11 protein-coding genes are annotated in these 13,960 nt (G+C 66.1%); 4 read left to right on the top strand and 7 right to left on the bottom strand.

The features are described 5' to 3' along the window. Nucleotide 1 precedes the first annotated feature (1 nt). The 4 genes from RXV88_RS00275 to RXV88_RS00260 form a co-directional block, all read right to left on the bottom strand. Nucleotides 2–880 (bottom strand): F0F1 ATP synthase subunit gamma, encoded by an 879-nt coding sequence (locus RXV88_RS00275; protein WP_316289677.1) that lies wholly within the window; start codon nucleotides 878–880, stop codon nucleotides 2–4. Nucleotides 881–895: 15 nt separating this feature from the next. Continuing rightward, the gene (atpA, locus tag RXV88_RS00270; protein WP_316289676.1) at nucleotides 896–2,434 is read right to left on the bottom strand and encodes a F0F1 ATP synthase subunit alpha; all 1,539 of its coding nucleotides are present in this window, start codon (nucleotides 2,432–2,434) and stop codon (nucleotides 896–898) included. Continuing rightward, on the bottom strand, nucleotides 2,435–3,001 hold the full coding sequence (locus tag RXV88_RS00265) for a F0F1 ATP synthase subunit delta (protein WP_316289675.1): 567 nt from the start codon (nucleotides 2,999–3,001) through the stop codon (nucleotides 2,435–2,437). It lies immediately after the preceding gene. A 590-nt stretch (nucleotides 3,002–3,591) separates the two neighbouring features. Then, nucleotides 3,592–4,341, bottom strand: coding sequence for a class I SAM-dependent methyltransferase (locus tag RXV88_RS00260; protein WP_316289674.1), 750 nt, complete (start codon nucleotides 4,339–4,341; stop codon nucleotides 3,592–3,594). A gap of 62 nt (nucleotides 4,342–4,403) precedes the next feature. Here RXV88_RS00260 and gloB point away from each other — a divergent pair, with 62 nt between their 5' ends. From gloB to RXV88_RS00245, 3 genes are all read left to right on the top strand, one after another. Continuing rightward, nucleotides 4,404–5,171, top strand: coding sequence for a hydroxyacylglutathione hydrolase (gene gloB / locus RXV88_RS00255; RefSeq protein ID WP_316289673.1), 768 nt, complete (start codon nucleotides 4,404–4,406; stop codon nucleotides 5,169–5,171). A 152-nt stretch (nucleotides 5,172–5,323) separates the two neighbouring features. Continuing rightward, entirely contained in the window at nucleotides 5,324–7,651 is a 2,328-nt protein-coding gene (gene clpA, locus RXV88_RS00250) for an ATP-dependent Clp protease ATP-binding subunit ClpA (RefSeq protein ID WP_316289672.1), read from the top strand. A gap of 2 nt (nucleotides 7,652–7,653) precedes the next feature. Further along, entirely contained in the window at nucleotides 7,654–8,610 is a 957-nt protein-coding gene (locus RXV88_RS00245) for a M23 family metallopeptidase (protein ID WP_316289671.1), read from the top strand. 3 nt (nucleotides 8,611–8,613) lie between these two features. Here RXV88_RS00245 and RXV88_RS00240 read toward each other — a convergent pair whose 3' ends face one another. From RXV88_RS00240 to RXV88_RS00230, 3 genes are all read right to left on the bottom strand, one after another. After that, the gene (locus RXV88_RS00240; RefSeq protein WP_316289670.1) at nucleotides 8,614–11,046 is read right to left on the bottom strand and encodes a peptidoglycan -binding protein; all 2,433 of its coding nucleotides are present in this window, start codon (nucleotides 11,044–11,046) and stop codon (nucleotides 8,614–8,616) included. 2 nt (nucleotides 11,047–11,048) lie between these two features. Beyond that, nucleotides 11,049–12,269, bottom strand: a complete 1,221-nt coding sequence (locus RXV88_RS00235; protein WP_316289669.1) for a biopolymer transporter ExbB — start codon at nucleotides 12,267–12,269, stop codon at nucleotides 11,049–11,051. Between the two features lie 67 nt (nucleotides 12,270–12,336). Continuing rightward, a complete protein-coding gene (locus tag RXV88_RS00230) occupies nucleotides 12,337–12,867 on the bottom strand; it encodes a gamma-glutamylcyclotransferase (protein WP_316289668.1) in 531 nt (176 codons plus the stop codon). Between the two features lie 67 nt (nucleotides 12,868–12,934). Here RXV88_RS00230 and RXV88_RS00225 point away from each other — a divergent pair, with 67 nt between their 5' ends. After that, nucleotides 12,935–13,903: a DUF2125 domain-containing protein gene (locus tag RXV88_RS00225; protein WP_316289667.1), complete on the top strand. Its 969-nt coding sequence runs from the start codon at nucleotides 12,935–12,937 to the stop codon at nucleotides 13,901–13,903. Nucleotides 13,904–13,960: the final 57 nt, after the last annotated feature.

Below are 13,960 nucleotides of genomic sequence, written 5' to 3'. Positions count from 1 at the left end.
GTTAGAGCGCTTCCGCGCCCGAGATGATTTCGATCAGTTCGTTGGTGATGACGGCCTGACGCGAACGGTTGTATTCGATGGTCAACTTGTCGATCATCTCACCCGCGTTGCGGGTGGCGTTGTCCATCGCGCTCATGCGTGCGCCCTGTTCGGACGCCCCGTTTTCCAGCAGCGCCGAGAAGATCGCCGTCGCCACGCCGCGCGGCAGCAGATCCGCGAGGATCTCTTCTTCGCCGGGCTCGTATTCGTAGAGCGTCGTCTCTTCTTCCTCGGCGGTGCCTTCGGGCGCCACGAAAGGGATCACCTGCTGCGCGGTCGGGATCTGCGACACGACGTTGACGAACTTCGAGAAGAAGATCGTCGCGACGTCGAACTCGCCCGCGTCGAAGCGGCCCAGCACGTCACGCGCCACCGACTGCGCGTCGGCATAGCCCACGCGCTTGACGTCGGTCATGTCGATGTGACCGACGAAGTGGTCACCCAGATCGCGGCGCAGCGAATCGCGACCCTTCTTGCCGACGGTCAGGATCTTGACGGTCTTGCCCTGGCCTTTCAGCTCGGTCGCCTTCTGGCGCGCCAGCTTGGCGATGTTGGCGTTGAAGCCGCCGCAGAGGCCGCGTTCCGCCGTCATCACCACCAGCAGGTGCACATCGTCCTTGCCCGTCCCCGACAAAAGCCGGGGCGCGCTGTCGCTGTCGCCGACCGAAGCCGCGAGCGACCCCAGAACCGACATGAACCGCTCGGTGTAGGGGCGCGACTGTTCGGCGGCATCCTGTGCCCGCCGCAGTTTCGCGGCGGCCACCATCTGCATGGCCTTGGTGATCTTGCGGGTCGATTTGACCGACTCGATCCGGTTTTTCAGGTCCTTGAGAGAAGGCATGAACCGCTCCCTCCTTTATGCGAAGTCGTCGGCGAACTCTGCGATTGCGGCCTTGATCTTGTCCTCGGCCTCGCCCTTCACCTTCGGGTCCTCGTTGGTGATCCAGTCCAGCAGATCCTTGTGCTTGCCGCGCAGGTGCGCCAGCAGGCCCTGTTCAAAGCGACCCACGTCGGCGACGGGCAGCTTGTCGAGGAAGCCGTTGGTGCCGGCATAGATCACGCAGACGATCTCGGCGTTGGTCAGCGGCGAATACTGCGGCTGCTTCATCAGCTCGGTCAGACGCGCGCCACGGTTCAGCAGGCGCTGGGTCGCGGCGTCGAGGTCGGAACCGAACTGCGCAAAGGCCGCCATTTCGCGGTACTGCGCCAGTTCCAGCTTCACCGGGCCGGCGACCGACTTCATCGCGTTGGTCTGAGCCGAAGAGCCCACGCGCGACACCGACAGACCGGTGTTCACGGCCGGGCGGATGCCCTGGTAGAACAGTTCCGTTTCCAGGAAGATCTGGCCGTCGGTGATCGAGATCACGTTGGTCGGAATAAACGCCGACACGTCGCCGCCCTGGGTTTCGATGATCGGCAGCGCGGTCAGCGACCCGTTGCCGTGGTCGTCGCCCAGCTTGGCCGAACGCTCCAGCAGGCGCGAGTGCAGGTAGAAAACGTCGCCCGGATAGGCTTCGCGGCCCGGCGGACGGCGCAGCAGCAGCGACATCTGACGGTAGGACACGGCCTGCTTGGACAGGTCATCGTAGATGATCAGCGCATGGCGGCCGTTGTCGCGGAAATGCTCGGCCATGGCGGTCGCGGTGTAGGGTGCAAGGTACTGCATCGGCGCGGGGTCCGACGCGGTGGCGGCGACGACGATCGAATATTCGATGGCGCCGGTTTCCTCGAGCTTCTTCACCAGCTGCGCCACGGTCGAACGCTTTTGGCCCACGGCGACATAGACGCAATAGAGCTTCTTGCTCTCGTCGGCGCCGGCACCGTCGTTGTAGGACTTCTGGTTGAGGATCGCGTCGAGCGCCACAGCGGTCTTGCCGGTCTGACGGTCGCCGATGATCAGCTCGCGCTGGCCACGGCCGATCGGGATCATGGCGTCGACCGATTTCAGACCGGTCGCCATCGGCTCGTGCACCGATTTACGCGGGATGATGCCCGGGGCCTTGACGTCGGCGACGCCGCGGGCCGAGGTTTCGATCGGGCCCTTGCCGTCCAGCGGGTTGCCCAGGCCGTCCACGACCCGGCCCAGCAGCGCGTCGCCGATCGGCACGTCCACGATCGATTTGGTGCGCTTGACGGTGTCGCCCTCCTTGATGTCCCGGTCCGAGCCGAAGATCACCACACCGACGTTGTCGGATTCCAGGTTCAGCGCCATGCCGCGAATCCCGCCCGGGAATTCGACCATCTCGCCGGCCTGGCAATTGTCGAGACCGTACACGCGGGCGATACCGTCGCCGACCGACAGCACGCGACCCACTTCGGCCACTTGGGCCTCCTGGCCAAAGTTCTTGATCTGCTCCTTTAGGATCGCAGAAATCTCGGCTGCTTGGATACCCATTTATCCGACCTCTTTCATTGCATTCTGGAGGGAGTTGAGCTTCGCCTTGATCGACGTGTCGATCATCTTCGAGCCCACCTTGACGACAAGTCCACCGATGAGGCTTTCATCGACAGTCGCATTGATTTTCACATCTTTCCCGACCTGCGCCTTCAGCGTCTCGGCCAGTTTCTTGGACTGGGTCGCGGTCAGCGCCTTGGCCGATACCACATCCGCGGTCACTTCGCCTTTCTCATCGGCGATCATTTCCTGCAGCTGGCGCACCATCTGCGGCACGACGAACAGGCGGCGTTTGGCCGCCATCAGGCCCAGCACGTTCTTCACCGCCGGAATCAGACCCATCTTCGACGCGATGGCGTCAATGGCGCTGGCCTGCGTCGCGCGGCTCAGAACCGGCGAATTCAGCAATTCGCACAGATCGGCGCTTTCGGACAAGGCTTGCGCCAGATCGTCCAGATTGGATTCGAGCTTGGGGAGGTTCTTGTTCTCCTTGACGATCTCGAAGACCGCCGTGGCATAGCGTTCGGCGATGCCGGAGGAAATCGAAGCTGATTCAGACACGTCCACCCTTCCGATATGATGCCCCCGTGGCCCGCCCTTGCAGGTGGGCCCGGAGACGTGTGTTTCGTCATGACATAGGTCCATGACGCCAAAAATCAGCGCGGATGTAGCAGAGGCACTCCCACCCCGCAACATGCTAAGGCGTAATAAAGAGCCGTCGGAAGCCCCTATTTTCCGGGGCTTTGCACAAAGTGCGACCATCTGCGCGTCTGAAAAGGCGGCAAAAACGACGATTCTCTGCCCCCCGCGCGCGGCCCCTGCAAAAGCGCGAGGGCGGGAGTCAGCGGTAACACTCTTCCGTAAGGCCGTGCCCGGGGACCTCACCGTCGCCACCCAACCCCGCCAATGCGCTGGATTTTATGGGGTTACGGGTCGCCATGCCCCGCAACTGGCCCGCGCCGCGCGCCCTGCCGGCATTCCGAATGACAGGTTTTTTGTCTCCATTCCTGACACCGCATCGTGCCAGTCCGGCCCGGTCCCGAGTGTTTTTCGTCGCGCGAAATGAACCGCCCGCAAGGATTTGCACAAATTTTAGGCGCACCGCCCGGTCACCGGCTGCGAATCCCGTCGCGGCCCTGCGGCGGGTAGGGTTCCGGTCAGACCGGCTTGGGCGCTTTTGCGGGTTTCGGCGTCAGCACGTCCAGCGGGTTCAGCACCCGGGCTTTTTCACCCAGCCCCTTGCGCTGCGGCGGATAGCGCTTGGCGGCTGTGACCATCATCACACCCCCGGCCATGATCGCGGGAATCGTGCGGCCCGCGCGCTCCCAGAAGGGCGCGGTCTTCATCCAGAACCGTCGCGACGACGGCGGCTGATAGAGCACCGACACATGCGCCTCGGGCAGGAAATCGTGCCGCTTGAGCTGCGATTCCAGCTGGCTCAGCGAATAGGGCCGCCCGAACCCGAACGGCGTGGCGTCGCTGCGCGCCCAGAGCCCCGAGCGGTTCGGCACAATAAAAAGCGCCTTCCCGCCGGGCCCGAGCACCCGGTAGCATTCGTCCAGCAAGTCCGAGGGGCGTTCCGACGTTTCCAGCCCGTGCATCAGGATCAGCCGGTCCACATGCCCGGTCTCGATCGGCCAGCGCGTCTCTTCGCAGAGCACCGACACATTTGGCATTCCGGCGGGCCAGTGCATGACCCCCTGCGGCGCGGGCATCAGGCCGATCACCCGGCGGGCGTTCGGCAGGTAGGGGCGCAAGAGCGGCACGGCGAAACCGAAGCCCGCGACCGATTGCCCCTTGGCCTCGGGCCAGAAGGCCAGCGTCTGTTCCCGCACGATGCGCTGCGCCGCGCGGCCAAGCGCGCTGGCGTAGTAGAAATCGCGGAGGTCCTGCACGTCCAGGTGCATTGCAGCCCCTTGGCTTATCGGTCACTCTGGTTGCAGTCTGACAAAGGAGGCCCCGATTGACCATGCCCCTCGAACTTGTAACGCTTCCCGCGCTTTCCGACAATTACACCTACCTCGTGCATGATGCCGAAAGCGGCGCCACCGCCGTGGTCGACGCGCCCGAGGCCGCTCCGATCCTCGATGCGCTGGCGGCGCGCGGCTGGACGCTGACCGACATCTGGCTGACCCACCATCACCACGACCACACCGGCGCCGTGCCGGAGCTGCTGGAGAGATATCCCGCCAAGGTCACCGCCGCCGCCGCCGATGCCGAACGCCTGCCGCCGCTCGACCGGGCCGTCGCGGATGGCGAAAGCTTCACCTTTGCCGGCGAGACGGTGCAGGTCATGGACGTGTCGGGGCACACCATCGGCCATATCGCCTTTCACATCCCCTCTGCCGGGCTGGTCTTTACCGCCGACAGCCTGATGGCGCTGGGATGCGGGCGGCTCTTTGAGGGCACCGCGGACCAGATGTGGACGAGCCTGTCGAAACTGGCCGCGCTGCCGCCCGACACCACCGTCTGCTCGGGCCACGAATACACCGCCGCGAACGCGAAATTCGCGCTGACCATTGAACCGGACAACGCCGCGCTTACATCTCGGTCAAAGGACATCACGGCGGCACGCGCCAAGGGCCAGCCGACCGTGCCGTCAACGCTCTCCGAAGAACTGGCCACCAACCCGTTCCTGCGGGCCAACCTGCCCGGGGTCAAATCCGCAATTGGCATGCCCGGCGCGTCGGACGTCGAGGCCTTCGCAGAAATCCGCGCCCGCAAGGATCGCTTTTAGGTCACGATCACGGCAGTTTTCGCCACTGTTCCGAAATGTGACGCGAGAAAACAAAGAAAAACCTTGAAGACCCACGGCAATCGACCAAACTTTAATACTAAGAGGCAATGCTGCACCGACCCGAGGCAGCGCAGATAAGAAGGAGCACGCCCGTGCCTTCATTCTCGAACACACTGGAACAGGCAATCCATTCGGCGCTGGCGCTGGCCAATTCGCGCAGCCACGAATTCGCGACGCTGGAACACCTTTTGCTGGCCCTGATCGACGAACCCGATGCGGCCCGCGTGATGAAGGCCTGTTCGGTCGACACCGAAGAGCTGCGAACGACGTTGGTGGAATATATCGACGAGGATCTGTCGAACCTCGTGACCGATATCGAAGGGTCCGAGGCGGTTCCGACCGCCGCGTTCCAGCGCGTCATTCAGCGCGCCGCCATCCACGTGCAAAGCTCTGGCCGGACCGAGGTGACGGGCGCGAATGTCCTCGTGGCCATCTTTGCAGAGCGTGAATCGAACGCTGCCTATTTCCTGCAGGAACAGGATATGACCCGCTACGACGCGGTCAACTTCATCGCGCATGGCGTCGCCAAGAACCCGGCCTACGGCGAAAGCCGCCCGGTGACCGGCGCCACCGAAGCCGAGGAAGAGGCGCAGGCGACCGAGGCCCCCGCAGCCGAGGAAAAGGAATCCGCGCTGGCCAAGTATTGCGTCGACCTCAACGCCAAGTCGCGGCAGGGCGACATCGACCCGCTGATCGGCCGCGAGCATGAGGTCGAGCGCTGCATCCAGGTGCTCTGCCGCCGCCGCAAGAACAACCCGCTGCTGGTGGGCGACCCCGGCGTTGGCAAGACCGCCATCGCCGAGGGGCTGGCGCGCAAAGTCGTCACCGGCGAGGTGCCCGAGGTTTTGTCGAATACCACCATCTATTCGCTCGACATGGGCGCGCTGCTGGCCGGCACCCGCTATCGCGGCGATTTCGAGGAACGGCTCAAGGCCGTGGTGACCGAGCTGGAGGATCACCCCGACGCGGTGCTCTTCATCGACGAGATTCACACCGTGATCGGCGCGGGCGCCACCTCGGGCGGGGCCATGGACGCCTCGAACCTGCTGAAACCCGCGTTGCAGGGCGGCAAGCTGCGCACAATGGGCTCGACCACTTATAAAGAGTTCCGTCAGCACTTCGAAAAGGACCGCGCGCTCAGCCGCCGGTTCCAGAAGATCGACGTGAACGAGCCCTCGGTCGAGGACACGGTGAAGATTCTCAAAGGTCTCAAGCCCTATTTCGAAGAGCATCACAGCGTCAAATACACCGCCGATGCGATCAAGTCCGCGGTAGAGCTTTCGGCGCGCTACATGAACGACCGCAAGTTGCCCGACAAGGCCATCGACGTCATCGACGAGGCCGGCGCGGCGCAGCATCTGGTGGCCGAATCCAAGCGCCGCAAGACCATCGGCACCAAGGAGATCGAGAATGTCGTGGCCAAGATCGCCCGCATTCCGCCCAAGAACGTGTCCAAGGACGATGCCGAGGTACTCAAGGACCTGGAGGCGACGCTCAAGCGCGTGGTCTTCGGCCAGGACAAGGCGATCGAGGCGCTTTCGTCGGCCATCAAACTGGCCCGCGCCGGTCTGCGCGAGCCCGAGAAGCCGATCGGCAACTACCTCTTTGCCGGTCCCACCGGTGTCGGCAAGACCGAGGTGGCCAAGCAGCTGGCGGATACGCTGGGCGTCGAACTGCTGCGCTTCGACATGTCGGAATACATGGAAAAGCACGCGGTCTCCCGCCTGATCGGCGCGCCTCCGGGCTATGTCGGCTTTGACCAGGGCGGTCAGCTGACCGACGGGGTCGACCAGCATCCGCATTGCGTGCTGCTGCTGGACGAGATCGAAAAGGCGCATCCGGATGTCTACAACATCCTTCTGCAGGTGATGGACCACGGCACGCTGACCGACCACAACGGCAGGACGGTGGACTTCCGCAACGTGATCCTGATCATGACCTCGAACGCCGGCGCCACCGAACAGGCCAAGGCCGCCATCGGCTTCGGCCGCGACCGCCGCGAGGGCGAGGATACCGCCGCCATCGAACGCACCTTCACGCCGGAATTCCGCAACCGTCTGGATGCGGTGATCAGCTTTGCACCGCTGCCGAAGGATACCATCCTGCAGGTGGTGGAAAAGTTCGTGCTCCAGCTCGAGGCGCAGTTGATGGACCGCAACGTGACCATCGAACTGACCAAGCCCGCCGCCGAATGGCTGGCGGACAAGGGCTATGACGACAAGATGGGCGCACGTCCGCTGGGCCGCGTGATCCAGGAACACATCAAGAAGCCGCTGGCAGAGGAACTGCTTTTCGGCAAGCTGGCCAAGGGTGGCCTCGTCAAGGTCGCGGTCAAGGATGGCGAGCTGGTGCTGAACCTCGAAGGGCCGGACAAGCCGCGCCTCAGCTCGAAAAAGCCGCCGCTTCTCACCGCAGACTGAACATGCGCCTCTTGTGGGCGATCCTGGCCTCCGCCGCAGCCCCCGCTGCGGCGGAGGTTGCTTTTCTGGACCTGCCGCTCGACTGCACCCTGGGCAAGACCTGCTTTATCGAGGATTACGTCGATGCCGACCCGGGCCCGGGCCAGGCCGATTACGCCTGCGGGCTGAAATCCCGCGACGGGCATCGCGGCACGGATATCGCGCTTTTGTCCTTCGATGCGATGGCTGCGGGCGTGCCCGTCCGGGCCGCGGCCGCCGGTCGGGTCGACGCGCTGCGCGACGGCATGACCGATCGCCCCTATTCGCCTGAGATCGCCGAGGAATTGCGCGGCCGCGAATGCGGAAACGCGGTGCGAATCGTGCACGGCAACGGCTACCAAACGCTCTACTGCCACATGAAAATGGGCTCGGTCGCGGTGACGCCAGGCACAGTCGTCGCGGCGGGCGATGTGCTCGGGCTGGTCGGGCTCAGCGGCCAGACGAATTATCCGCATGTGCATATTTCGGTGCTGAAGGACGGCCAGCCGGTCGACCCGTTCAACCCCGCAGCCGAGCCCGGCTGCGACACGAATCGCGAAACTCTCTGGAAAGAGCCGATCCCGTATGAACGCACCGGCCTCTTCACCGCCGGGTTTTCCGACCGCGTCCCCGAGTTTTCCGAGGTGCAGTCCGGTGCCGCCCGCGCCCGTGACCTGCAACCCGATCAGCCGATGGTGCTTTACGGCCATGCCTTCCATGCCGAACCGGGCGACGTGCTGCATTTGTCGGCCAGCGGGCCGGAGGGGCCGGTTTTCGACCGCAGCGTGCTGATCGAGGACAGTCAGGCGCAGATGTTCCGCGCCTTCGGTAAACGCGCCCCCGCGGGCGGCTGGCCCGCAGGGGCCTATCGCGGTTACGTGCGGCTGATGCGCGGCGAGACGGTGATCGCCATCCGGCACGCGGACGTAACGGTGCGCTAGGCGCTATTTCTCGGTCAGCTTCAACTCGATCCGCCGGTTCTGCGCACGCGCCTCGGGCGTGTCGGCGGGGTTCACCGGCTGGTACTGGCCAAAGCCGTTCGCGGCCAGCCGGTCGGGTGGGATGTCGAGCGCATTGATCATGTAGCGCACGACCGACAGGGCCCGCGCCTGGCTAAGCTCCCAGTTGTCGGCGAATTGCGCACCGGGGCGAATCGGCACGTCGTCGGTGTGGCCGTCGACCCGGATGACCCAGTCGATTTCCTCGGGGATGTCACCCGCCACGGCGCGCAGGATGTCGGCGACCTTGGCGATCTCTTGCCGACCGTCCGGCGACAGCTCGGCCTCGCCGGGCGCGAAAAGCACCTCGGAGGAAAAGACAAAGCGGTCGCCTTCGATCCGCACCCCTTCCTGCGCGCCGAGAACGTCGCGCAGGCGGCCAAAGAATTCCGAGCGGTAGCGTTCCAGGTCCTTCGCCTGCGCCTCAAGCCGCTTGCGCTCGGCCTCTTCCAGCTGGCGGCGGCGGCGTTCCTCGGCGGCCACCCGCGCCAGTGCTGCGTTCAGTTCCGACCCGAGGTTTTGCAGCTGCACCTGCGCCTCGGCATCGCTGGCGCGGGCCTCGTCCAGCAGGCCCTGCAATTGCGACAGCTGCTGGCGCAGGGTCGCGACCTGCTGGTTGAGCAGCTCCGTCTGCCGTTCGGCGGCGGTGGCGCGCGCGCGGCTGTCCTGCAATTCCACCTGCGCCTGCGACAGCAACGCCTGCCGGCGCTCGGCCTCGCTCAGCCGCTCATCGGCGCGGGCCTCGGCAGCGGCCTGTGCGGCCAGCGCGGCAGCAAGCCGTTCGCGGGTTTCCTCGGCGCTGGTCTGGGCGTCGAGCCGGGCGGCCAGCGCCGCCGCCAGCCGTTCCTCGAGCGAGCGGGCATCCGCCCCGCGCTCGACCGCGCGGGCCTGCGCCTCGGCCAGTTCGGCCTGCAAGGTCGCGATCGCGGCATCCCGGCGCGCCACGAGAGCCTCGGACGCGGCCAGGGCCTCGGCCAGCCGGGTTGTCTCGGCATCGGCCGCCTCTTCGCTTTCGGCCAGCCCTTCGCGGGCGGCGGCCAGGTCGGCCCTCAAAGTGGCCTCGCGCGCCTCGCCTTCGGCGATGGTGGCGACGAGGGTGTCGGCCTCCTGACGCAAGGCGGCCAGTTCGGTTTCCATCAGGTCCGCCTCGGTCACCCGCGCCAAAGCGGCGGCCAGCTGCGCCGAGAGGTCCGACAGCCGGGTTTCGGCCACGTCGCCCGCGCGCCGCGCGTCGGCCAGCGCGCGTTCCGCGCTTTCACGGGCGCTGCGTTCGGCGGCCAGATCGGACTGAAGTTCGGCGATGGTGCTGCCGGCGGTGCCGTTTTCGGCCCGCGCCATGGCCAGCGCGTCCTGCAGTTCGGCGATATCGGCGGCCTGTTCCTGCAGCCGCGTGTTCAAAAGCTGCGTTTCCTCGCGCCCCTGCAAGAGCGCCGCCGCCAGCCGGGCGTTCAGATCGTCCTCGGCCTCGCGCGCCGCGGCCAGCAGCGTCAGCGTCTCTTCGGCGCGGGCGCGTTCGGCCTCAAGCGCCATGGTCATCGCGGTCAGCTCGGCGTTGGCGTTCTCCAGCCGCCTGCGCAACGCCGCGGCGGCCTCGGCCTCGGCCAGCCGCTGGGCTTCTTCCTCGGACAATTCCGCCTGCAGACCTTCGAGGTCGGACGACAGGCTGCCGATCCGCGCCTCGGCCGTGGTCAGATCCGCCTGCAATCCTTCCACGTCGGACGTCAGGTTACCGATCCGTGTCTCGGCCTCGGCGGCGTTGGTGCGCAGGTCCGCGATCAGCGCCTCAAGCGCCTCGCGGCGTGCGGCGGCCAGCCGCGCGGCCTCGGCTTGCGCGTCGATCTCGTTGCGGCTGGCCGCCAAAGCCAGTTCCAGCGCGTCGCGTTCCGAGCTCAGCGCCTCGCGCGCGGCGGTCAACTCTTCGGTCGTGGCCGTCAGCTCGGCAACCGAGGCGCGGGCGTCGTCACGTTCGGCCAGAAGAACGGCGACCTGATCCTCAAAGCTGGCGATGCGGGCGTCCGCCGCGTCCAGCGCCGCTGCCTGCCGGTCGCGCGTGGCAGTCAGGGACGCGATGATGGCGCGCTGTTCGGCCAGCTGGTCCTCGCTGTCCGACAGCGTCACCTCGAGCTCGCCCAGCTGGTTGGTCAGCGCGGTGTTCCGCCGTTCCTGCACCCCCAGCGCCTGCGCCAGCGCGGCGATCTCGGCCGAGAGGGTGTTCAGCTCGGTTTCCTGCCCGGTGATGGTTTCGCGCAGCACGAACTGGATCACCATGAAGATGGTCAGCACGAACATCAGCACCAGCAAGAGCCCGGTCATCGCGTCCACGAAGCCGGGCCAGATCGAGGCCTGGAACCGTTGTCCTGTGCGGCGCGACAGCGCCATGGTCAGCTCTCCTGCCCGGATTTGGGCGGTTCACCGCGCTGTGCACGCAGCGGAACGTAATTCTGACGCTCTTTGGCAAGCTGGCCCAGCGTGCGCGACAGCGCCGCGAGGTCGGTGCGCAGCTCGGCCATGCTTTCCTGACGGCCGGCGCTGATCTCTTCGAGGATGCGCAGCATCTGCACGTCGATCGACCGCAGCCGCATCCGGCTTTCGGCATCGATCCCTTCGCCGCTTTCGCGGTGCTGCAGCACGTCGATCAGCCGGTCCTGCCCGTCGGCAATGCGCGCCAGCGCGGTCGACGAGGGCGCCGTCGCCTCCAGCCGTTCGGTCAGCCGTTCGACCGAATCCGCCAGCTGACCCAGTCGGCTGTCCACCTCCGACCGGCTTTCCTCGGCCGAGGCAAAGAGGTACTGCAGCCGCTCCATCTGTTCCGCCATCTGGTCGAGCACGACGCCCGCCGCGCCCAGATCAGGGCCGGATTCACCATCGCCGTGGGAAAAGCCCAGCTTGGTGATCGAGCTCAGCCATTCCTCGAGCTCGCGGTAGAACCGGTTCTGCCCGTGGCCCGCAAAGAGCTCGAGCAAACCGACGATCAGCGAGCCCGCCAGGCCCAGCAGCGACGAGGCAAAGGCCACGCCCATCCCGCCCAGCTGGCTTTCCAGCCCGCTCATCAGCCGGCTGAAGAGATCCGCGCCGCTCTCGCCCTCTTGCGGGACCAGCGAGCGGATCGTGTCGACCAGCGCGGGCACCGTCGTGGCGAGGCCATAGAACGTGCCCAGAAGCCCCAGGAAAATCAGCAGCGACACGATATAACGCGTGATCTCGCGCGCCTCGTCGATCCGTGTGGCAACCGAGTCGAGGATCGAGCGGGTCGAGGTGGTGGTGATCTGCATCCGCTTGGCGCGGCTGCGCAAGAGCGTCGCCAGCGGCGCCAGAAGCTGCGGGGCGCGCTGGTAGGGGGCGATCCGCGACCCGGCAAAGCGCTCGATCCAGCGCACCGAGATCATCAGCTGCGCCACCTGCCAGAAACACGACAGCACCCCGATCACAAAGACGAACAGGATGAACCCGTTCAGATAGGGGTTGGCCTCGAACACCGGCAGCACGCGCGGCAACGCCAGCACCGCACCACCGGCCGACAGGCCCAGCACCACCAGCATCGACACGATCTGGCGGACGGGTTGGCTGAAATGCGGCTCGGCCTCTAGGTCGGGCTGGTTCATTTGTGAACCCGGGCGGTTGTGAACATCGTCGCAGACCCTAAGGGTGATAGGCAGTCAAGCCAAGCGGTTATCCGCTTATCGCAGCCACTCGCCGGGCCAGCCATTGCAGCTCTGCATCCGGGATGCCCAGCTCGTCGAGATGTGCCACCGTATTGATCAGATATTCGGTGTTGGGGCCGCGCCCGCCCACCGCTTGCGCTATGATCCGCGCCTGCTCCTCCAACGCCAGCCCGCCGCAATATTGAACGTGCTCGGCGTCGATCACATAGGTCACCGCCTGCGCGCGCCGGCCATCGGCCAGATCCACATGCAGCGTCTTCTCCAGATAGGCCGACGAGATCAGCTCGCGCTCGCGCAGGTAGGCCAGCGTCGCCTCTTCGGTGCCCGGCGCCGCGCGCAGCGCCAGCCCTTCGCAGACCGCGCCCGGATGTTCGTCGAGCGCCAGCACCAGGCCCGGGTTCTCGTCGGTGCCGCGATGATGGATCGAGCGCATGCAAAAGCTGCGCGCATAGCCCGAGAGCGTGGCATGCGCCGTCTCCGCCACTTCGAAACACGGGTTCCAAAGCAGCGATCCGTAGCCGAACACCCATAACGTCATGGTTCTGGTCCTTTCCGATGCCGCGCTGTAAACACCATCGCGATCCGCAATGTAAGGGGCGCAGCAGGTGAAAAGGCTGATTTTTCTGGTGGTTTTTCTGGCGGCCTGCTGGTCCGGCTGGTGGTTCCACGCGGCCTCCCAGCAACGCGGCGCGGTCGAGGCTTGGTTCGAGGCGCGCCGCGCCGACGGCTGGCAGGCCAGCTATGACGACATCGCCGTGCGCGGCTTTCCCAACCGCATCGACACCACGATCAGCGGCATATTCCTGTCGGACGGCGCGCGCGGCACGGGGTGGGAGGCCCCGTTCCTGCAAATCTTCCAGCTCAGCTACAAGCCGGGCCACCTGATCCTGGCCTTTCCCGACACCCAGACCCTGGTCCTGCCCGACGGCGTCTACGACATCGCCTCCGACGGGCTGCGCGCCAGTCTGGTCGAAACCGGGCAAACGCTCGAACGCCTCAACCTCGAGGCCACGGTGCTGAACATCGCGGGCGACAGGTCGCTGGCGCTGGCCGGGCTGAACGCGGCCGTGCTGCATCAGCCCGACGATCCGCTGACCTACCGCGTGGCCCTGACGGCCGAGGCCATGGCCAGCGACCGCCGCGCCCTGCCGGGTTTGCCCGCGGCCCTCGACGGCGTCCGTCTGGACGCCAGGGTCACTTTCGACGACCCGCTGACCCGCGACCGCCTGACCGGCGGCGGCACGCAGCCGAACGCCATCGACCTGCGCCTCGCCGAATACCGGCTGGGCGACGTTCGGCTCAAGCTCGCCGGCACGGTCGACGTGGCCAATGACGGCACGCTGGACGGGCGTCTGACCCTGCAGGCGGAAAACTGGCGCGTTCTGGTCGCCATGGCCGAAGACGCCGGCCAACTGCCCCCGGCGGTGGCGCGGACGCTGGAACAGGGGCTCGACATCGTCGCCAGCCTCTCGGGCAGCCGCGACACGCTCGACCTGCCGCTGGATTTCGACGACGGCCGCATGGCCCTCGGCCCCATCCCCTTGGGTCCCGCGCCCCGGCTGCGCCTGCCCTGACCTTCCGTTTCACTGATCCCGAAATATCCCGGGGGTGAATTGCCGCAGGCAAGAGGG

The organism is Aestuariicoccus sp. MJ-SS9, assembly GCF_032586235.1.
In the GTDB taxonomy this organism is placed as follows: domain Bacteria; phylum Pseudomonadota; class Alphaproteobacteria; order Rhodobacterales; family Rhodobacteraceae; genus Aestuariicoccus.
The sequence above is the reverse complement of the archived record's forward strand: the minus strand, read 5'-3'. Positions and strand labels throughout refer to the sequence as shown.

Coding starts and splice junctions, on each gene's coding strand:
- RXV88_RS00275 (WP_316289677.1), bottom strand. CDS start 880: ATGCCTTCTCTCAAGGACCTGAAAAACCGGATCGAGTCGGTCAAATCG.
- atpA (WP_316289676.1), bottom strand. CDS start 2,434: ATGGGTATCCAAGCAGCCGAGATTTCTGCGATCCTAAAGGAGCAGATC.
- RXV88_RS00260 (WP_316289674.1), bottom strand. CDS start 4,341: ATGCACCTGGACGTGCAGGACCTCCGCGATTTCTACTACGCCAGCGCG.
- gloB (WP_316289673.1), top strand. CDS start 4,404: ATGCCCCTCGAACTTGTAACGCTTCCCGCGCTTTCCGACAATTACACC.
- RXV88_RS00245 (WP_316289671.1), top strand. CDS start 7,654: ATGCGCCTCTTGTGGGCGATCCTGGCCTCCGCCGCAGCCCCCGCTGCG.
- RXV88_RS00240 (WP_316289670.1), bottom strand. CDS start 11,046: ATGGCGCTGTCGCGCCGCACAGGACAACGGTTCCAGGCCTCGATCTGG.
- RXV88_RS00235 (WP_316289669.1), bottom strand. CDS start 12,269: ATGAACCAGCCCGACCTAGAGGCCGAGCCGCATTTCAGCCAACCCGTC.
- RXV88_RS00230 (WP_316289668.1), bottom strand. CDS start 12,867: ATGACGTTATGGGTGTTCGGCTACGGATCGCTGCTTTGGAACCCGTGT.